16 protein-coding genes are annotated in these 18,742 nt (G+C 70.8%); 6 read left to right on the top strand and 10 right to left on the bottom strand.

Annotation, left to right across the window (positions count from 1 at the left end):
- Nucleotides 1–106 precede the first annotated feature (106 nt).
- Nucleotides 107–1,132 carry an ATP-dependent 6-phosphofructokinase gene (locus AC3ETA_RS03830; RefSeq protein ID WP_432191381.1) on the top strand — a complete coding sequence of 342 codons (1,026 nt, stop codon included), beginning with the start codon at nucleotides 107–109 and terminating at the stop codon, nucleotides 1,130–1,132.
- A gap of 36 nt (nucleotides 1,133–1,168) precedes the next feature.
- Here the strand turns inward: AC3ETA_RS03830 and AC3ETA_RS03825 are convergent, their stop codons facing one another.
- On the bottom strand, nucleotides 1,169–1,915 hold the full coding sequence (locus tag AC3ETA_RS03825; RefSeq protein WP_432191380.1) for a helix-turn-helix domain-containing protein: 747 nt from the start codon (nucleotides 1,913–1,915) through the stop codon (nucleotides 1,169–1,171).
- Nucleotides 1,916–2,092: 177 nt separating this feature from the next.
- Here AC3ETA_RS03825 and AC3ETA_RS03820 point away from each other — a divergent pair, with 177 nt between their 5' ends.
- Complete coding sequence (locus AC3ETA_RS03820; protein ID WP_432191379.1) at nucleotides 2,093–2,539, top strand: PPOX class F420-dependent oxidoreductase; 447 nt, start codon at nucleotides 2,093–2,095, stop codon at nucleotides 2,537–2,539.
- Here the strand turns inward: AC3ETA_RS03820 and AC3ETA_RS03815 are convergent.
- The 5 genes from AC3ETA_RS03815 to AC3ETA_RS03795 form a co-directional block, all read right to left on the bottom strand.
- The gene (locus AC3ETA_RS03815; RefSeq protein ID WP_432191378.1) at nucleotides 2,529–3,368 is read right to left on the bottom strand and encodes a carbohydrate ABC transporter permease; all 840 of its coding nucleotides are present in this window, start codon (nucleotides 3,366–3,368) and stop codon (nucleotides 2,529–2,531) included. The genes AC3ETA_RS03820 and AC3ETA_RS03815 overlap by 11 nt on opposite strands.
- Nucleotides 3,369–3,373: 5 nt before the next feature.
- On the bottom strand, nucleotides 3,374–4,330 hold the full coding sequence (locus tag AC3ETA_RS03810; RefSeq protein WP_432191377.1) for a carbohydrate ABC transporter permease: 957 nt from the start codon (nucleotides 4,328–4,330) through the stop codon (nucleotides 3,374–3,376).
- Nucleotides 4,331–4,352: 22 nt separating this feature from the next.
- Entirely contained in the window at nucleotides 4,353–5,735 is a 1,383-nt protein-coding gene (locus AC3ETA_RS03805; RefSeq protein WP_432191376.1) for an extracellular solute-binding protein, read from the bottom strand.
- Nucleotides 5,736–5,851: 116 nt separating this feature from the next.
- Complete coding sequence (locus AC3ETA_RS03800; RefSeq protein WP_093747314.1) at nucleotides 5,852–6,544, bottom strand: response regulator; 693 nt, start codon at nucleotides 6,542–6,544, stop codon at nucleotides 5,852–5,854.
- Nucleotides 6,541–8,373 (bottom strand): sensor histidine kinase, encoded by a 1,833-nt coding sequence (locus AC3ETA_RS03795; protein WP_432191375.1) that lies wholly within the window; start codon nucleotides 8,371–8,373, stop codon nucleotides 6,541–6,543. Before AC3ETA_RS03795 ends, AC3ETA_RS03800 begins: the two co-directional genes overlap by 4 nt.
- 199 nt (nucleotides 8,374–8,572) lie before the next feature.
- On the opposite strand from AC3ETA_RS03795, the gene AC3ETA_RS03790 reads away from it, so the two are divergent.
- Nucleotides 8,573–9,958, top strand: a complete 1,386-nt coding sequence (locus tag AC3ETA_RS03790) for a cation:dicarboxylate symporter family transporter (protein ID WP_432191374.1) — start codon at nucleotides 8,573–8,575, stop codon at nucleotides 9,956–9,958.
- Nucleotides 9,959–10,295: 337 nt separating this feature from the next.
- Here the strand turns inward: AC3ETA_RS03790 and AC3ETA_RS03785 are convergent, their stop codons facing one another.
- Nucleotides 10,296–10,739, bottom strand: a complete 444-nt coding sequence (locus tag AC3ETA_RS03785; RefSeq protein ID WP_432191373.1) for an aldo/keto reductase — start codon at nucleotides 10,737–10,739, stop codon at nucleotides 10,296–10,298.
- On the opposite strand from AC3ETA_RS03785, the gene AC3ETA_RS03780 reads away from it, so the two are divergent.
- From AC3ETA_RS03780 to AC3ETA_RS03770, 3 genes are all read left to right on the top strand, one after another.
- Entirely contained in the window at nucleotides 10,738–11,139 is a 402-nt protein-coding gene (locus AC3ETA_RS03780) for a MerR family transcriptional regulator (RefSeq protein WP_432191372.1), read from the top strand. The genes AC3ETA_RS03785 and AC3ETA_RS03780 overlap by 2 nt on opposite strands.
- Before the next feature lie 14 nt (nucleotides 11,140–11,153).
- Entirely contained in the window at nucleotides 11,154–11,468 is a 315-nt protein-coding gene (locus AC3ETA_RS03775; protein WP_107905173.1) for a thioredoxin family protein, read from the top strand.
- A gap of 179 nt (nucleotides 11,469–11,647) precedes the next feature.
- A complete protein-coding gene (locus tag AC3ETA_RS03770) occupies nucleotides 11,648–13,879 on the top strand; it encodes a HelD family protein (protein ID WP_432191371.1) in 2,232 nt (743 codons plus the stop codon).
- Between the two features lie 112 nt (nucleotides 13,880–13,991).
- Here the strand turns inward: AC3ETA_RS03770 and glgB are convergent, their stop codons facing one another.
- The 3 genes from glgB to AC3ETA_RS03755 form a co-directional block, all read right to left on the bottom strand.
- A complete protein-coding gene (gene glgB, locus AC3ETA_RS03765; protein ID WP_432191370.1) occupies nucleotides 13,992–16,598 on the bottom strand; it encodes a 1,4-alpha-glucan branching enzyme in 2,607 nt (868 codons plus the stop codon).
- The gene (locus tag AC3ETA_RS03760) at nucleotides 16,595–18,043 is read right to left on the bottom strand and encodes a maltokinase N-terminal cap-like domain-containing protein (protein WP_432191369.1); all 1,449 of its coding nucleotides are present in this window, start codon (nucleotides 18,041–18,043) and stop codon (nucleotides 16,595–16,597) included. The genes glgB and AC3ETA_RS03760 overlap by 4 nt, the downstream gene beginning before the upstream one ends.
- Before the next feature lie 83 nt (nucleotides 18,044–18,126).
- Nucleotides 18,127–18,742, bottom strand: a 616-nt coding sequence (locus AC3ETA_RS03755) for an alpha-glucosidase C-terminal domain-containing protein (protein WP_432191368.1), incomplete at its 5' end; no start/stop codon positions are given.

Genomic DNA, 18,742 nt, shown 5'->3' with positions numbered 1-18,742 from the left:
GGTGGATAAGGCGCCCGTCAGGTCGGCGGGTCGGACGGTGCCCTCGGGGACGTGAAACAATCGGACAGGCTCACCGGTGTCAACAGCGAGCAGGAGACACAGCACGATGCGTATCGGAGTCCTCACCGCAGGCGGCGACTGCCCCGGCCTGAACGCCGTGATCCGGTCGGTCGTGCACCGAGCCGTCGCCCAGTACGGCGACGAGGTGATCGGCTTCGAGGACGGTTTCGCGGGCCTGCTGGACGGCCACTACCGCCACCTCGACCTGGAGGCCGTCAGCGGCATCCTGGCCCGCGGCGGCACGATCCTCGGCTCGTCGCGCCTTGAGCGCAACCGGCTGCGCGAGGCCTGTGAGAACGCCCCCGACATCGCCCGTGACTTCGGCATCGACGCCCTCATCCCGATCGGCGGCGAGGGCACCCTGACCGCGGCACGCATGCTGTCCGACGCCGGGCTGCCCGTCGTCGGGGTGCCCAAGACGATCGACAACGACATCTCCTCGACGGACCGGACCTTCGGCTTCGACACCGCCGTCGGCGTCGCCACCGAGGCCATGGACCGCCTGAAGACCACCGCCGAGTCGCACCAGCGCGTGATGGTCGTGGAGGTCATGGGCCGCCACGCGGGCTGGATCGCGCTGGAGTCCGGCATGGCGGCCGGCGCGCACGGCATCTGTCTGCCGGAGCGCCCCTTCGACCCCGCCGACCTCGTGAAGATGGTCGAGGAGCGCTTCTCGCGCGGCAAGAGGTTCGCGGTGATCTGCGTCGCCGAGGGCGCCCACCCCGCCGACGGCTCCATGGACTACGGCAAGGGCGAGATCGACCAGTACGGCCACGAGCGCTTCCAGGGCATCGGCACGGCGCTCGCCTTCGAGCTGGAGCGCCGCCTCGGCAAGGAGGCCAAGCCGGTCATTCTCGGCCATGTCCAGCGTGGCGGCACGCCGACCGCGTACGACCGGGTGCTCGCCACCCGCTTCGGCTGGCACGCGGTGGAGGCCGCGCACCAGGGCGAGTTCGGGAGGATGACCGCGCTGCGCGGCACGGACATCGTGATGGTGCCGCTGGCCGAGGCGGTCACCGAGCTGAAGACGGTGCCCAAGGACCGGATGGACGAGGCGGAGTCCGTCTTCTAGCCACGGGTCCCGCCGACCGGAGAACGACCACAGCGGTCAGGGGCCGTTCTCCTGGACCATCGTCCAGAAGTGCTCCACGATCCCGTCCATGAACTCACGGCCGGCCGCGCTGGAGTCCCCGCTGCCGCCGCCCCAGCTGAGGGTGGCGGTCATCTGCCCCTGGTAGTGCTGGTGCAGTTCCTGGAGCGTGATCTCCAGCAGCCGCCGGTCCAGCGGCACCATCTTGCCGACCGGGCGCACATAGGCCTGCCAGCGCGTCGTCACCGCGCTGCGCAGCAGGTCGGCGAGGCGGGCCTCACGGCCGGTGACGGTGATGAAGTCGGGGATCGTCAGACCGAGGATCTCGGCGAGGGCGGTGGACTGGCGGTCGGTGCCGCGCCAGTCGTCGTTCTCCTCCATCCGCAGATACGCCTGGACCTCGTGCCCGACGGCACGGGCCACGTCCTCCGGCGCCAGACCGCGGGCGATGCGGTGCTCGCGCAGGGTCCGGGGCTTGCCGAGCAGTTCACCGGGCGAGCACCACAGCACGCCCGCCAGGGCGGTGAGCTCGTTGCTGGTGGGAGCCGCGAGTTCGCGTTCCCAGGCGATGACGAGGTCCTCGGTGACGTAGGGCAGGCCGTAGGAGACGCGCATGCCGTAGGCGACATGTCCGGGGCCCATGCTCAGGGCCGTGCGGAGTCTGCGGGCGGCGGGGGCGTTGAACGGGGGAGTGGGCGGATTGCGGTGGCTGGAGCGGTTGTAGGGCTGGTTCGGTTGGGCTGGGGGTCGACGCACGCGCCACAACGTAGGCCCCCCGAGATGGGGTGACTACGGTCTGTTCGGCCAGGATCACGGATTGTAGGAAGCTACGGCTACTGACGGGTTCGCCGCTGGCCGAAGATCGTCTGTCGGTCACGCGGGACGGCGATGAGGATGGCGCCGGGGCGTCACCGCGGCGGCCCCGGAAGGTGGTGACCGCCGGTGAACGGCAAGCTCAACGGGCATATTCGCGAGCGTCTCCTCGCGCCGAACTTCTGGCACCTCGCGACGGTGGACCCCGGCGGGATGCCGCAGGTTTCGCCCATGTGGGCGGACATCGAAGACGAGTACGTCATGGTCAACACGTCCATGGGGCGGGTGAAGGTGGACAACCTGCGGCTCAATCCCAACGTTTCCCTGTCCCACCACGACCCGGAGAACCCCTACGACCGGGCCGAGATCCGGGGGCGGGTCGTCCGGTTCGTGGAGGGCGATGTGGCGGAACGGGCGATGGACCGGCTCGCGCAGAAGTACATCGGGCAGGACCGCTACCCCTGGCTGCTGCCGGGGGAGCGGCGCGTGATGCTGCTGATCGAGCCGGTGCGGGTGCGCCGGGTCGTGGGTGTGGAGGCGTTCCGGGCGGGAGTGCTCCCCGACGTCACCCCTTGACCGCACCGCCCAGCGCGAAGCCGCTGCCCAGCCGCCGTGAGATCAGTACGTACAGCAGGATCACCGGCGTCGAGTAGACGATGGAGAACGCCGCGAGCTGTCCGTACGCCACCATCCCGCGGTTGCCGAAGAAGTCGTTGATGCTCACGGACGCCGGCATCTGGTCCGGCGTCAGCAGGAGCATGAACGGCACGAAGAAGTTGCCCCACATCATGACGAAGGAGAAGACCGTCACCACGGCCACTCCGGGGCCCATGAGGGGCAGCACGATCCGCACCAGCGACTGGAGCGAGGACGCGCCGTCCGTCCAGGCCGCCTCCTCCAGCTCCTTGGGCACCCCGTCCATGAAGTTCTTCATCAGCCAGATGGCGAACGGCAGTTGGGAGGCGGCGAAGAAGAAGATCGTGCCCTGCATGGTGTCGATCAGGTTCACCCGCACGAACAGGGCGTACACCGGCACCATGATCGCCGTGATGGGCAGGCTCGTCGCGAACAGGATCGTCAGCAGGAACGGGCGGTTGAAGCGCGAGCGGAACCGGGACAGCGGGTAGGCGGCGAGCGCCGCGCACACCACCGTCAGGGCCGTCCCGCCGCCGCACAGCAGCAGGCTGTTGAGCAACGGGGTGAAGGTGATCTCCGGGGTCAGGACCGCGTCGAAGTTGTCCAGGGTGAGGCCGTCGGGGACCTTCACCTGGAGGTCGGCGCCGGTGTCCAGGGACGACAGCACCACCCACACCAGCGGCAGCACGAACGCCGCGGCCACCACCAGCAGACCGGCGTCGGCGGCCAGTCGGCGCGTGCTCCGGCGGGAGGCGAGGGAACGGGCCATGCGCGTCAGACCTCCGTCCGCAGCAGACGCAGATAGACCACCGAGAACAGCGAGCCCACCACCAGCAGAAGCAGGGCGACCGCGGTGCCGTAGCCGATCATGCTCTTCTGGAACGCCTCCTCGTACATGAACAGCGGCAGGGTCTGGCTCCTGCCGCCCGGGCCGCCCCTCGTCATCACCCAGATCAGCCCGAAGACGGAGAGGGTCTGGAGGGTGATGAGCATGAGGTTGGTGCCGATGGAGCGGCGGATCATCGGGAGGGTGATGTGCCACAGACGGCGCCAGCCGCCGGCGCCGTCGACCTCGGCCGCCTCCGTGATCTCCTTGGGGATCTCGTTGAGGGCCGCCGAGTAGACCAGCATCGAAAAGGCCGTCCCCCGCCATACGTTCGCGAACGACACCGCCAGGATCGGCAGGGTGAAAAGCCAGTTCTGGGTGGGCAGTCGGAGCCACTCCAGGATGGCGTTCAGGGTGCCCTCGCGGCGGAAGAAGGCGTACAGCAGGAACCCTGCGACGACCTCCGGCAGCACCCACGCCGTGACGACGATGCCGCCCACCAGGGTGCGGACCGGCTTCGACGCGCGCTGCATCAGCGCGGCCAGGGCCAGGCCCAGGGTGTTCTGGCCGACCAGGGCCGAGATGACGGTGAAGACGAGGGTCATCCAGACCGCGTTGAGGAACGCCTCGTCACCGAAGGCCGTACGGAAGTTGTCGAACCCGACGAACGACTCCTCGGCCTGGCCGGTGAGCTGGAGGTCGGTGAACGCGATGAAGGCGCAGTAGGCGATCGGGCCGGCGAGGAAGAGCAGCAGCAGGACGACGGCGGGGGAGACGGGCAGGGCCCGGGCGAGGCTGCGGTGCAGCGGGGCGGGCGGCGGGCCCGGCGGACCCGGTGACGGCGGACCCGACGGGGACTTGCCCGGCGCCGGGCCTGCCGCCGCGTGCGGTGCTTCGGCGGTCATGGGCGGTGGTCCTCGCCGTCCCTCACTTCTGGATCACCTGGTCGTCCGTCGCCGACCTCAGCTCCTCGTCGTACCCCTTGGCCGCGTCGTCCACCGACATGTCACCCGTCGTCACGCCCTCCATCGCCTCCTGCACCGCGGTGGAGACCTTCGGGTACGCCGGGAACGCGGGCCGGTAGTGGGTGCTGGCGACCAGGTCCGTGAAGAACTTGATGCCGGGCTGGGCGTCGGTGTACGCCGGGTCGTCCGCGACGTCCTCACGTACGGCGATGCCGGAGTTGGCGATGTACCACTTCTGCGCGTTCGCCTTGGTCTGCATCGTCTTGATGAACTCGAAGGCGAGGTCGGGGTTGCCCGCCTTGGCCGGGATGGACCACGTCCAGCCGCCCGACATGCTCACCTTGCCGGGCGCCTGGCCGTTCTGCGTGGGCATGGCGGCGAGCCCCAGCTCCTCGGACCACTCGGGCCACTCGTGACCGCTGCCGGGCAGCCAGTCCTGCGGGAGCCAGGAGCCGTCGAGGGCGATGGCGAGCTTGCCCTTCGGCAGCCACTCGCCGCGCACCCGGGTCATGACGTTCGGGTCGAGGGCGTCGGAGACCTCCGGGCCGAGCTTCTCCTTGTAGACGGTCTCGACGAAGGAGAGGGAGTCCTTGAAGCCCTGGCTGCCGGCGATCCACTTCTTGGACGACTTGTCGTAGAGGGGGTCTGTGGTGCCGTCGCTACCGCCCGTGCCGTACAGCAGCATCTCGAAGGTCTGCATGGTGGCGGCCTCGCCGACGGGCTTGCCCGTGTACACGTTGAGCGGGATGACGCCCGGGACCTTCTCCTTGACGGTGCGGGCGGCGTCCAGGACGTCGTCCCAGGTCTTCGGCTGCCAGTCGGCGGGCAGGCCGGCCTTCCTGAAGACGTCCTTGCTGAACCAGAGCCCCCGGGTGTCGGTGCCGTCCGGGACGCCGTACGTCTTGCCGTCCTCGCCCTGGGCTGCCGACTTCGCCGTGTCGATGAACTGGTTCCAGTCCTGCCACTTGGAGAGATAGGGGTCCAAGGGCTTCAAGTACCCGCTGGTGATGTCCGAGTTGATGAGGAAGGTGTCCTCGTAGACCAGGTCCGGGGCGGTCTTGGGGGAGCGGAGCATCTGCTGGAGCTTGGTGTAGTACTCCGAGTCCGGGGCCTTGATGGGGACGAACTCGACCTTCTTGCCGGGGTTCGCCTTCTCGAACTGCTCCTTGATGTCCGCGAGATAGGTGTCCATCACCTTGATGGAGTTGTCCGTGGACTGCTTGAAGGAGACCTTGACGGTGTCCGGATCGCTCCCGGAACCACCGCCGCACGCGGTGAGCGTGCCTGCGGCGGCGAGAGCGAGGGCGAGGAGTGTGGGGAGGGAGGCGGTGGGGCGCACGGGCATGACCTCCTGCAAGCGCACTTCGTCGTGGCGCGGGGATGGCTGCCCGGTGAACGTAGGTTGAGTGGTCTAGTCAGGTCAATGCTTCTGCGGAGGTCGGATGTTGCGGGACTCGCCCGCTACCGGCCCGGCACCCACCGGTACACCAGCTCCGGTCGCCCCACCTGCCCGTAGACCGGCTTGCGTTCGGCCCGGCCCGCCTCCACCAGATGCTCCAGATACCGCCTGGCCGTGATCCGGGAGATCCCCACCGCCTCGGCCACCCCCGCCGCCGTGAGCCCCTCGCCGGCGTCCCGCACCGCGCCGGTCACCCGCTCGAGCGTCGGCGCACTCAGCCCCTTCGGCAGCGCCGCCGGCCCCGGGGCACGCAGCGCGCCCAGCGCCCGGTCCACCTCGTCCTGCCCACTCGCCTCGCCCACCGCCGCGTGGAACTCGGCGTACCGTACGAGCCGATCCCGAAGCGTGGCGAACGTAAAGGGTTTCAGTACGTACTGCACGACCCCGAGGGACACCCCCTCGCGCACCACCGCCAGATCCCGCGCCGACGTCACCGCGATCACGTCCGCGTGATGCCCCGCCGCCCTGAGCGAGCGCGCCAGTTGCAGCCCGTGCACATCCGGCAGATGCAGGTCGAGCAGCAGCAGGTCCACCGGCGTCCGCTCCAGCGCGCGGCGCGCCTCCGCGCCGGTGTGCGCCTTGCCGACCGCGACGAACCCGGGCACCCGCCCGACGTACATCATGTGCGCGTCCGCCGCCACCGGGTCGTCCTCCACGACCAGGACGCGAATCGCCTGCTCGGCCGCCGCCGTCATACGTCACCTCTCGAAACCGCCGCGCCCCGGGAGGCGGCGCCGTCCGCGGGCCCGGCTTCTCCGGGGGAAACGGTGCCACCACCCGGGCCCGCGCCGTCCGCGGAGCCGGAGCCCTTGCCGGGGTTGTGGCTGGAGCCCGTCCTGGAGCTGGAGCCGGAGCCGGAGTCCGTGCCCTCTGCCGGGCCGGGGTCTTCCGCCGAGTCGGCCTCTTCCGGCGAGCCCGCCCCGTCCACCAACGGCATCCGCACCTCGAACACCGCCCCGCCTCCGTCGGCCTCCGCCACCGACAGCACCCCCTGGTGCCGGCTCACGGCCTGCCGGACCAGTGCCAGCCCCAGCCCTCGGCCGCCCGGCCCGGCCGGCTTGGTGGAGAACCCGCGCTGGAACACCGTCTCACCGAGCGCGGGATCCACTCCGGCGCCGGTGTCCGAGACCCGCAGCACCAGTTCGCCGCCCTCGGCGTACGCCGTCACCGTCACCCGTGCCCCCACGCTTCCCTGTGCCGCGTCCACCGCGTTGTCGATCAGGTTGCCCAGTATGGTCACCAGATCCCGGGCGGGAAGGGTGTCCGGCAGCAGACCGTCGTCGAGCCGGCTGTCCTCCGACACGACCAGCTCCACGCCCCGCTCGTTGGACTGCGCCGTCTTGCCCAGCAGCAGCGCCGCGAGCACCGGCTCGCTGACCGCCGCGACCACCTGGTCCGTCAGCGCCTGCGCCAGCTCCAGCTCGGCGGTCGCGAACTCCACCGCCTCCTCGGCGCGGCCCAGTTCGATCAGCGAGACCACCGTGTGCAGCCGGTTCGCCGCCTCGTGCGCCTGGGACCGCAGCGCCTGGGTGAAGCCCCGCTCGGAGTCCAGCTCGCCCATCAGGGACTGCAGTTCGGTGACGTCCCGCAACGTCACCACCGTGCCGCGCCGCTCACCGCCCGACACCGGCGAGGTGTTCACCACCAGCACCCGCTCCGCTGTCAGATACACCTCGTCCACCCGGGGCCCGGACGCCAGCAGCGCCCCGGTCAGCGGGGCCGGCAGCCCGAGCTCCGCGACCGACCGCCCCACCACGTCGCCCGCCACGCCGAGCAGTTCCCGCCCGCCGTCGTTGATCAACGCCACCCGGAACTGCCCGTCCAGCATCAGCAGCCCCTCACGCACCGCGTGCAACGCGGCCTGGTGATAGTCGTGCATCCGGCTCAGCTCGGCCGCGTTCATGCCGTGGGTGTGCCGGCGCAACCGGGCGTTGATGACGTACGTGCCGATCGCGCCCAGCGTGAGCGCGCCCGCCGCCACCCCGATCAGCGCCGTCAGCTGGTCCTGCACCCGCTTGCTGATCGCCTCCACCCGGATGCCCGCGCTGACCAGCCCCACGATGTGGGCCGGATCCCGCCCCCCGTCGTAGATCGGCACGACCGCCCGCACGGACGGTCCCAGCGTGCCGGTGTACGTCTCGGTGAAGGGCTCCCCGCGCAGGGCGCGCGCGGTGTGGCCGCGGAAGTGCTGGCCGATCTGCTCCTCGTCGGGGTGCGTCCAGCGGATGCCCTTGGTGTTCATGATCGTGACGAAGTCGACCTCGGCGTCGTGCTGGACACGCAGCGCGTACGGCTGGAGCTCGGCCGTCGGGTCGGGGGTGCGGATCGCCTCCCGCACGGACGGGGCGTCGGCGATCGACTGCGCCACGGCCTTGGCCTGACGACGCGCGGCGTCCTCGGCCTGCCCGGTGTCGCTGAGGTAGGTGAACACCGCGTATCCGGCGACGAGCACCGCTATCAGCACGGCCTGCATCGCGAAGAGCTGGCCGGCCAGGCTGCGGGGTCTCGGGACGGGGATGCGCATGCCGTCAGTCTGCCTCCCTGGCTGATTGTGAACTAAATGAACGGAAGGGTGACCGCCCTCACACCGCGGGAGATAGTCACCGCATCGCTGAAACACGACCCCGTTCCCCCGGGGCTCGGCAGCCGATCAGCGACCCCCCACCCCGGACGTGAGCCGCACGCCGGTGACAGAACCGACGAAGACGTCAAGGAGGGCAGCCGTGGCCGCCGCCAGTTCCCCCGATACGGCACCTGCCGCACCCGTCGCCAGACGGGACCGCACTCACTACCTCTACATCGCGGTGATCATCGCGGTCGCCCTCGGTATCACCGTGGGCCTCGCCGCTCCCGACTTCGCGGTCGAGCTGAAGCCCATCGGTACCGGCTTCGTCGCTCTGATCAAGATGATGATCTCGCCGATCATCTTCTGCACGATCGTCCTGGGCATCGGCTCGGTACGCAAGGCCGCCAAGGTCGGCGCCGTGGGCGGTATCGCGCTGGGCTACTTCCTCGCGATGTCCCTGGTCGCGCTCGCCATCGGCCTCGTCGTCGGCAACATCCTGGAGCCGGGTACCGGCCTCGCGGTCACGGACGCGGTGAAGGACGTCGGTCACGCGCAGGTCGACGCCGAGGCCAAGGACACCACCGAGTTCCTGCTCGGCATCATCCCGACCACGATCGTCTCGGCCTTCACCTCGGAATCGGTCCTCCAGACGCTGCTCGTCGCGCTGCTCGCCGGTTTCGCGCTCCAGGCCATGGGCTCCGCCGGTGAGCCGATCCTGCGCGGTGTGCAGCACATCCAGCGGCTCGTCTTCCGCATCCTCGCCATGGTCATGTGGGCCGCCCCGATCGGTGCCTTCGGCGCCATCGCCGCCGTCACCGGTTCCGCCGGTCTGGACGCGCTGAAGAGCCTCGCGGTGCTGATGCTCGGCTTCTACGTCACCTGCTTCCTCTTCGTCTTCATCGTGCTCGGCGCGCTGCTGCGGATCGTCGCGGGCCTGAACATCCTCACGTTCTTCAAGTACCTGGGCCGTGAGTTCCTGCTGATCCTGTCGACCTCCTCCTCCGAGTCGGCGCTGCCGCGCCTCATCGCGAAGATGGAGCACCTCGGCGTCAGCAAGCCGGTGGTCGGCATCACCGTCCCGACCGGCTACTCCTTCAACCTCGACGGCACCATGATCTACATGACCATGGCGTCCCTGTTCATCGCCGACGCCATGGGTACGCCGATGTCGATCGGCGAGCAGATCCCGCTGTTGCTCTTCCTGCTGGTCGCCTCCAAGGGCGCCGCGGGCGTCACCGGCGCCGGCCTCGCGACCCTGGCCGGTGGCCTCCAGTCGCACAAGCCCGCCCTGGTGGACGGCATCGGCCTCATCGTCGGCATCGACCGCTTCATGAGCGAGGCCCGCGCCCTGACCAACTTCGCGGGCAACGCCGTCGCCACGGTGCTGATCGGCACCTGGACGAAGGAGATCGACCGCGGCCGGGTCGACCAGGTTCTCGCGGGCGAGATCCCGTTCGACGAGAAGACCCTCCTGGACGACCACGACCCCGCGCCGGCCGAGGTGCCGGAGCGGGGCGGCGAGAAGGAACTCGCCAAGGCGTAAGCGTTCCGCCGGGAGAGCCGAAAAGGGGCTCGGGGGTGCTGCGGTCCGTCGGCTGCGGGTCCTTCGTGGCTGGTCGCGCAGTTCCCCGCGCCCGAGGGCCTTCGGCCCCTCCATACTCCGGACGTCCGGCCCCGCCTGAACCGGGGCCGGGCGTCCGGCCGTTGCGCCGGGCGGCTGAGTTGTCCACCGTCACTCAGCCGTCCGGTCCACCCTCCGTTGCCGCCGGTTGACGCTTGCCGTCCGTCGAGCCGTTCCAGTTCCTGAGCGCTCGGATCGAGGCCGGCCGCCCCCGCCGAGTCCCGGATCGTCTCCGGGCGGCCCGCCCCCGGTACCGGGATCACTCCCGGGGACCGGGCCGGCGGCCAGGCAGGGCCATCCGCCGCGGGCTGACACCGTGCGCCTGCGCCACGGCGCGGCAGGCACCGGGCCGGGCGTCCGCCACCCGCGAGGGCCCGTCGAGCGAGCTGCGCCAGATGCCGCCGAGCGGGCTCCACGGCGGGAACGCGAGCCCGAGCTCCGCGTACAGGCGGAGCTCGGCCTCGCCGGCCCGTACGGCGGGCGAGTACCGGTTCTGCACCGACACCAGCCGGTCGCCGAGGATCCGGCGGGCGGCGCGGATCCGGTCCGCGTCCGGGTGGGAGAAGCCGGCCGGGCGGATCTTGCCCGACCTCGGCGCCGGGCCGCACGGCCACGTCGACCGTGCTGTCCTCGCCCCTGCCGGGAAAGCCGCTCCTGCCGAGGTTGCCCTGACGTCGGCGTCAAGGATTACGTTCGTACGCATGCGAATCGGCGAGCTGGCCGCGCGGGCCGGGACCACGACGCGCACCTTGCGCTACTACGAGTCGCGGGGGCTGCTGCCCGCGCGACGCGGCGGCAACGGCTATCGGACCTACGACGAGGCCGATCTGAAGCTGCTGCGGCAGATCAGGACGTTGCAGGACTTCGGGTTCGACCTGGAGGAGACCCGGCCCTTCGTGGAGTGTCTGCGGGCCGGGCACCCCGAGGGCGACTCGTGTCCCGCCTCGCTCGAGGTCTACCGGCGCAAGCTCGACGAAATCGACGAGCTGATCGGCGAGTTGCAGGCCGTGCGGGCCAAGATCGGCGTGCGGCTGGTGACGGCCGAGGCGACCGAGGCCGATGTGGAACCACCGTTGTGCGAATTGGGAGGGCATGAGCTGTGATCAGGGCGGCGGGCGTGGCCGAGGTGACGGACGCGGACTTCGAGACGGAGGTGATCGGGGCGGAGCTGCCGGTGCTGGTGGAGTTCACCGCGGACTGGTGCCCGCCCTGCCGGCAGATGGGGCCGGTGCTCACGGCCCTGGCCGCGGAGGAGGGGCAGCGGCTGAAGGTGGTGCAGCTGGACGTGGACACCAACCCGGACACCACCAACGCGTACAAGGTGTTGTCGATGCCGACGTTCATGGTGTTCCGCGCGGGTGAACCGGTGAAGTCGATGGTGGGCGCGCGGCCCAAGCGGCGACTGCTGGAGGAGCTCGCCGACGTGCTGTGATTCCACCCGGAACACCGGCCTGAACACAAGAAATCCCCCGGCAATTGCGCTCGGGGGATTTCTTTGCGTATATTCAATGGTTCGCGACTTCGCGTGAATTCGGTCGCGGTGAAGTTCAGTGCGCACAGTATATCCGGGCGGGAGCAGAATTGTCAAACACCGAATTTCAAGACGGTGAAATGCGACGCGAGCAGGAATTCATCGACGACCTGTACGCGCGCGTGGACGCGCTGCGCGGTGACACCGAGGACTCCGTCACCGACGCGCTCGCCCAGGGCAACACGCCCATGCAGGCACGGCTTGAGCGGGACATCCTGGTCGCCGAGCGCTCGGGGCTGCTCGCCGCGCTGAACGCCGTGGACGGCTCGCTCTGCTTCGGCCGGATCGACCTCTCCTCCGGCACCACCCACCACATCGGCCGTATCGGCCTGCGCACCGACGACGCCGAGCGCACGCCGATCCTGCTCGACTGGCGCGCCGACGTCGCCCGGCCCTTCTACCTGGCCACCGGCCACACGCCGATGGGGCTCAGGCGCCGGCGGCACATCACCACCGGCGGCCGTAGGGTCACCGCCCTGCACGACGAGATCCTCGACCTCGGCGACCGGGAGCGCACCGGCCACGAGGACCCGACCGGCGACGCGGTCCTGCTCGCCGCGCTGAACACCGCGCGCACCGGCCGGATGAACGACATCGTGCAGACCATCCAGGCCGAGCAGGACGAGATCATCCGGGCACCGCACCGCGGGGTGCTCGTCGTGGAGGGCGGCCCGGGCACCGGCAAGACGGCCGTCGCCCTGCACCGCGCCGCCTACCTCCTCTACGAACACCGGGAGCTGCTCGCCAAGCGCGCGGTGCTGATCGTCGGCCCCAACCCGGCCTTCCTCGGCTACATCGGCGAGGTCCTGCCCGCGCTGGGCGAGACGGGCGTGCTGCTGGCCACCGTCGGCGAACTGTTCCCCGGCGTGAAGGCGACCGCGACCGACACCCGCGAGGCCGCCGCGGTGAAGGGACGCGCCGGCATGGCCGACGTGCTCGCCGAGGTCGTACGGGACTGGCAGGCGCTGCCCGACCCGGTGATCGCCATCGAGCACGACCGGGAGATCCTCATGCTCGACGACGGCCTGGTGAAGGTGGCGCGCGAGAAGGCCCGCGCGGCGCGGCTGCCGCACAACGCGGCACGCGAGCACTTCGAGGGCCACATTCTCAACACCCTCACCGAGCTGTACGCCGAGCGGGTCGGGACGGACCCCTTCGACGGCACGAACCTGCTGGACCCGAGCGACATCACGCAGATCCGTGACGACATCGCCGAGAACCCCGAGGTCTGGGCCGCCATCGACCAGCTGTGGCCGCGACTGACCCCGCAGCGACTGGTCGCGGACTTCCTCGCCGACCCCGTGGGCTACCTCCCCGACGAGGACGTCGCCGCGATCCGCCGGCCCGTGACCCGGGCGTGGACGGTGGCGGACGTACCGCTGCTCGACGAGGCCGCCGAACTGCTCGGCGAGGACGACCGGGTGCGGCGGGCGCTGGCCGAGCGGGAGCGTGAGACGCAGGTCGCCTACGCGCAGGGCGTGCTGGACGTCTCGTACGCCTCGCGCACCTACGAGTTCGAGGACAAGGACGAGGAGGACTCCGAGATCCTGTCCGCGCACGACATCATCGACGCCGAGCGGTTCGCCGAGCGCCATGAGGAGGACGACCACCGCAGCGCCGCCGAGCGCGCGGCGGCCGACCGGACCTGGGCGTTCGGGCACATCATCGTCGACGAGGCGCAGGAGCTGTCGCCGATGGCGTGGCGGCTGCTGATGCGGCGCAGCCCGACCCGCTCGATGACCCTGGTCGGCGACCCGGCCCAGACGGCGGAGGCGGCGGGCGTCGGCTCGTGGCGGAAGATCCTCCAGCCGTACGTCCAGGACCGCTGGGAGCACACCCGCCTCGGCGTCAACTACCGCACGCCCGCCGAGATCATGGACCTCGCGGCGGCGGTCGTCAGGGCGCAGAACCCGGACTTCGAACCGCCGAGTTCCGTACGGTCCACCGGTGTACGTCCCTGGGTGCGCGCCACCGACGACCTGCCCGGCGCGGTCGCGAAGGCCGTCGAGGAACTCACCCCGGCGGAGGGCCGGCTCGCGGTCATCGCCCCGCGCCACCTGCACCGGAAACTGGCGGCACAGCTGGACGGCATCACCGCGGGCGCCGAGCCCGACCTGACGCGCGGCGTCGTGCTCCTCGACCCCCGGCAGTCCAAGGGCCTGGAGTTCGACTCGGTGCTGGTGGTGGAACCGGGCCTGTACGGCACCAGCGACCTGTACGTGGCGCTGACGCGGGCGACACAGCGGCTGGGGGTGCTGCACACGGGTTCGCTGCCGCTGGGCCTGGCCGAGGGGTTGTCGGCGTCGGGGTGACCGTCCCTGGGGGCTGCCGCCCCCGGACCCTCGCTGTCGGCCTGACGCGCGCCTCGTCCTCGAACGCCGGACGGGCCGGGTGGGCCAGCTCGCCCGGCGTTCGAGAGGATCTCTACGCCGGGCGCAGCCAGACCGTCGCCAGCGGTGGCAGCGTCAGGCGGATGCTCGCCGGGCGGCCGTGCCAGGGCTGGGGTTCCGGCTTGAGCGGGGCCGGGTTGGTGACGTCGCCGCCGCCGTACTTCGCCGCGTCGGTGTTCACCGCCTCGTGCCAGGCCGGGACGTCGTCCGGGACACCGAGGCGGTACTCGTCGCGCACCACCGGCGACATGTTCGACACCGCCAGCAACGGCACGCCCTCCGCGTCGAAGCGCAGGAACGCGAACACGTTGTCGTCGGCGGCGTCACCCACCACCCACCGGAAGCCCGACGGATCGGTGTCGCGCTGCCACAGCGCCGGCGTGTGGCGGTAGACCGTGTTCAGATCGCGGATCAGGTCCCGCACCCCGCGGTGGTCGGGCTCCGCCCCGTACGCCGGGTCCAGCAGCCACCAGTCCGGCCCGTGCGCCTCCGACCACTCGGCGCCCTGTGCGAACTCCTGCCCCATGAAGAGCAGTTGCTTGCCCGGATGCGCCCACATGAAGCCCAGGTAGGCACGGTGGTTGGCCCGCTGCTGCCACCAGTCGCCCGGCATCTTCGACACCAGCGACCGCTTGCCGTGCACGACCTCGTCGTGGGAGATGGGCAGCACGTAGTTCTCGCTGTACGCGTACACCATCGAGAACGTCATCTCGTTGTGGTGGTACCTGCGGTGCACCGGCTCCTTGGCCATGTACTCCAGCGAGTCGTGCATCCAGCCCATGTTCCACTTCAGGCCGAACCCCAGGCCCCCGAACCCGCCGGGCCCCGACACATGCGTCGGACGTGTCACACCGTCCCAGGCCGTGGACTCCTCCGCGATCGTCACGACGCCCGGCACCCGCCGGTACACCGTCGCGTTCATCTCCTGGAGGAACGCCACCGCGTCCAGGTTCTCCCGCCCGCCGTGCTCGTTCGGCACCCACTGGCCCGGCTCGCGCGAGTAGTCCAGGTAGAGCATGGAGGCGACCGCGTCCACCCGGAGCCCGTCGATGTGGAACTCCTCGCACCAGTACAGGGCGTTGGCGACCAGGAAGTTGCGCACCTCGCGCCGCCCGAAGTCGAACTCCAGCGTGCCCCAGTCGGGATGCGCCGAACGCAGCGGATCCTCGTGCTCGTACAGCGGACGCCCGTCGAACTCGGCCAGCGCCCAGTCGTCGCGCGGGAAGTGCGCCGGCACCCAGTCCATCAGTACGCCGATCCCGGCCCGGTGCAGGGCGTCGACCAGGTACTTGAAGTCGTCGGGCGTGCCGAGGCGGGCCGTGGGCGCGTAGAAGCCGGTGACCTGGTAGCCCCAGGAGCCGCCGAAGGGGTGCTCGGCGACCGGCATCAGCTCGACATGGGTGAAGCCCAGGTCCTTGACGTACGCGGGCAGCTGCTCCGCCAGTTGGCGGTACGTCAGCCCCGGCCGCCAGGACGCCAGGTGGACCTCGTACACCGAGAACGGCGCCTCGTGCGTCGGCACCGTCCCGCGCCGCTCCAGCCACGCCGCGTCGCCCCACTCGTGCTCCGAGGCGTACACGATGGAGGACGTGTTCGGCGGGGCCTCCGTCCGGCGGGCCATCGGGTCCGCGCGCAGCGTCTTGGAGCCGTCGGGCCGGGTGATCTCGAACTTGTACAGCTCGCCCTCGCCGATGCCCGGCACGAACAGCTCCCAGACACCGGTGCCGCCGAGCGAGCGCATCGGACTGCCCGTGCCGTCCCAGAAGTTGAACGTGCCGGCCAGGGACACCCCGCGCGCGTTCGGCGCCCACACCGTGAAGCGGGTGCCGGTCACGCCCTGGTGCGTCATCGGCTGGGCGCCGAGCGCCCGCCACAGCTCCTCGTGCCGGCCCTCGCCGATCAGATGCAGATCGAGCTCGCCGAGCGCGGGCAGGAAGCGGTACGCGTCCTCGGTGTCCTGCACCGATCCCTCGTACGCCACGAGGAGCCGGTAGCCGGCCGGGATCTCCCGCAGCGGCAGCAGCCCGGAGAAGAACCCCTCCCCGTCGTCGTGCAGTTCGGCCCGCAGGTTCCCCACGACGACGGTCACCGACAGGGCGAACGGCCGGAAGGCGCGGAAGGCGACACCGCCGGGCACCGGATGCGCGCCGAGCACGGAGTGCGGGGCGTGGTGGGTGCCGGTGAGGAGGCGGTCGCGGTCGACGGCGTCGAGGGCCGGGGAGACGGCGTCCTCCACGGGCTCGGCCGGCTTCGGGACCGCCTGCTGCGCGGGAATCCTCTTCCGCGCCGCCTTCTGCGCGGGGATCTTCTTGGCGGCCTTCTTCGGGGCGGCGCTCTTGGCCGGGGTGCTCTGCGCGGCCGTGCTCTTCGCCGCCGTGGTCTTCGCGGTGGCCTTCTTCGTCACCGCCTTCTTGGCGGCCGGCTTCTTCGCCTCGGCCTTCTTCCCGGCCGCCTTCTTCGTGGCCGTCTTCTTCTGCCCGGCGGCCTTCGCCGTCGCCTTCTTCGCCGTCCCCTTCTTCACGGCCTCCGCGGCCTCGGCGGCCTTGGTCGTCGCCCTTTTGGCGACGCTTGTCTTCTCGGCCGGCTGCGCGGCCGTGCTCTCGGCTTCCGAACCGCTGGAGGGAGTGGTGCGGGGGGTCACGGGCGGGGCCTCCTAGGCGAAGGTGGGGACGACGGGCTGGGGGAAGAGGGCGGGGCGTCGGAGTCCGCGGCGAGCCTGCCTATGGCGGACATCGGCACCGGGAGCCAGTCGGGGCGGTGCCGGGCCTCGTAGACGACCTCGTAGATCGCCTTGTCGGTCTCGTACGCCCGCAGCAGCACCGGATCGGTCCGCGGATCGGCGCCGCTGACCTGCGCGTACCCGGAGCAGTACGCGGCCCGGCAGGCCTCGGCCCAGCCCGGCACCGGAAGGTCGGCGGAGTGGGCCGCGTAGTCGAAGGAGCGCAGCATGCCCGCGACGTCCCGCACCGGCGGCTGCGGCATCCGCCGTTCGGCCAGCGGCTTCGAAGGCTCACCCTCGAAGTCGATCAGCCACCAACGGCCGCCCGGCGAGCGCAGACACTGACCGAGGTGCAGATCGCCGTGGATGCGCTGGGCGGTCCAGGTGCAGCCCTCGGCGGCGAGACCGGCCAGCGCCTCGAACGCGGAGCGCAGCGCGGGCGCGTACGGCCGCAGCGCCGGCACCGCCTGCGCGGCCGCCTCCAGCCGCTCGACCATGCCGTCGACCAGCTGCTGCACCTGCGTGTGCCCGAGGGTCACCGTCGGCAGCGTACGGGCGAGCGCCGTGTGCACCTCGGCGGTCGCCCGCCCCAGCGCCCGCGCCTCGGCGGCGAAGTCCTCGCCCTTGGCCAGCTCCCGCAGCGCCAGCTCCCAGCCGTCCGCCGCGCCCTGCACGAAGGGCTGGAGCACGCCCAGTACGTACGACTCACCGGCCAGCTCCGAGCGGAACCACGCCGTCGGCGCGGGCACCCGGTCGCAGCTCTCGCGGGCCAGCGCGAGCGGCAGCTCCAGGTCGGGATTGACGCCGGGCACGATCCGGCGCAACAGCTTCAGGATGAACGTATCGCCGTAGACGACGGACGAGTTGGACTGTTCCGAGGTGACCAGGCGCGGTACCAGACCGGACCGGAACTCCTGGTCTCCGTCCCGTTCGAAGCGCAGCGCGCCGATCCGGGCCCCGGTGCGCATCGCCTCCAGGAGCAGTTCGGCGGGGCGGGCGTCGCACAGGGCGTCGTACACCGTGCGTCCGGCGAGCGGGCCCTCGGTCACGTGCCCGATCAGCGCCGGCGCGAGCCGTGGCGGCAGTGCCTCGCGGTCCCCTATGAGGAGCTGGTAGCAGTCGGCGGGCTGCTCGGGTGCGCCCGGCACCGGCGCGAGCGGCTGGTGGGCGCGCACCAGCAGATGGTTCAGGCCCAGCTTGCCGCCGGGCGGCAGCAGTTCGGTGGCGGCGACCATCGAGAACCCGGTGACCGGACGCCCCTTGCCCGCGAACCACCGCTGTCGTGGCAGCCACTCCCGCAGCAGTGGATCAAGTGACGCAAGGAGGCCGGGCGAAGTGGTGACGGTACGTGTGACGGCTTCCGACATGGCGTCGCGTCCTTTCCCCGGGGGGTCGGGGTGTTACTCATGCGTGCCCCGGGCGGGGCGGTGGAAACCGCCCCGCCGGGCTCTCAGGCGGCGTCCTTGCGCAGCCGGAACCAGTAGAAGCCGTGGCCCCCGAGGGTCAGCAAGTACGGGAGCTCACCGATGGCCGGGAATCGCACCCCGCCGAACAGCTCGACGGGATGTCGGCCGCCGAACGGTCGCAGATCCAGTTCCGTCGGCTGCGCGAACCGCGAGAAGTTGTGCACGCACAGCACCAGGTCGTCCTCGTACTCGCGCAGGAAGGCGAGGACCGCCGGGTTCGACGACTGGAGTTCGGTGTAGGTGCCGAGCCCGAACGCCGGGTTCTGCTTGCGGATCTCGATCATGCGGCGGGTCCAGTGCAGCAGTGACGACGGGGACGCCATGGACGCCTCGACGTTGGTCACCTGGTAGCCGTGGACCGGGTCCATGATCGTCGGCAGATACAGCCGTCCCGGATCACAGGACGAGAATCCCGCGTTGCGGTCCGGGGTCCACTGCATGGGGGTGCGGACGGCGTCGCGGTCGCCGAGCCAGATGTTGTCGCCCATGCCGATCTCGTCGCCGTAGTACAGGATCGGCGAGCCGGGCAGCGACAGCAGCAGCGCGGTGAACAGCTCGATCTGGTTGCGGTCGTTGTCCAGCAGGGGAGCCAGCCTGCGC

This window comes from Streptomyces sp. bgisy027 (assembly GCF_057710365.1).
This window is presented reverse-complemented; position numbering and strand designations above follow the sequence as displayed.

Excerpts from the sequence above, each read along its gene's own strand:
- AC3ETA_RS03830 (WP_432191381.1), top strand. The coding sequence starts at position 107 with ATGCGTATCGGAGTCCTCACCGCAGGCGGCGACTGCCCCGGCCTGAAC.
- AC3ETA_RS03815 (WP_432191378.1), bottom strand. The coding sequence starts at position 3,368 with ATGGCCCGTTCCCTCGCCTCCCGCCGGAGCACGCGCCGACTGGCCGCC.
- AC3ETA_RS03810 (WP_432191377.1), bottom strand. The coding sequence starts at position 4,330 with ATGACCGCCGAAGCACCGCACGCGGCGGCAGGCCCGGCGCCGGGCAAG.
- AC3ETA_RS03805 (WP_432191376.1), bottom strand. The coding sequence starts at position 5,735 with ATGCCCGTGCGCCCCACCGCCTCCCTCCCCACACTCCTCGCCCTCGCT.
- AC3ETA_RS03800 (WP_093747314.1), bottom strand. The coding sequence starts at position 6,544 with ATGACGGCGGCGGCCGAGCAGGCGATTCGCGTCCTGGTCGTGGAGGAC.
- AC3ETA_RS03795 (WP_432191375.1), bottom strand. The coding sequence starts at position 8,373 with ATGCGCATCCCCGTCCCGAGACCCCGCAGCCTGGCCGGCCAGCTCTTC.
- AC3ETA_RS03780 (WP_432191372.1), top strand. The coding sequence starts at position 10,738 with ATGCGAATCGGCGAGCTGGCCGCGCGGGCCGGGACCACGACGCGCACC.
- AC3ETA_RS03785 (WP_432191373.1), bottom strand. The coding sequence starts at position 10,739 with ATGCGTACGAACGTAATCCTTGACGCCGACGTCAGGGCAACCTCGGCA.
- AC3ETA_RS03770 (WP_432191371.1), top strand. The coding sequence starts at position 11,648 with ATGCGACGCGAGCAGGAATTCATCGACGACCTGTACGCGCGCGTGGAC.
- AC3ETA_RS03760 (WP_432191369.1), bottom strand. The coding sequence starts at position 18,043 with ATGTCGGAAGCCGTCACACGTACCGTCACCACTTCGCCCGGCCTCCTT.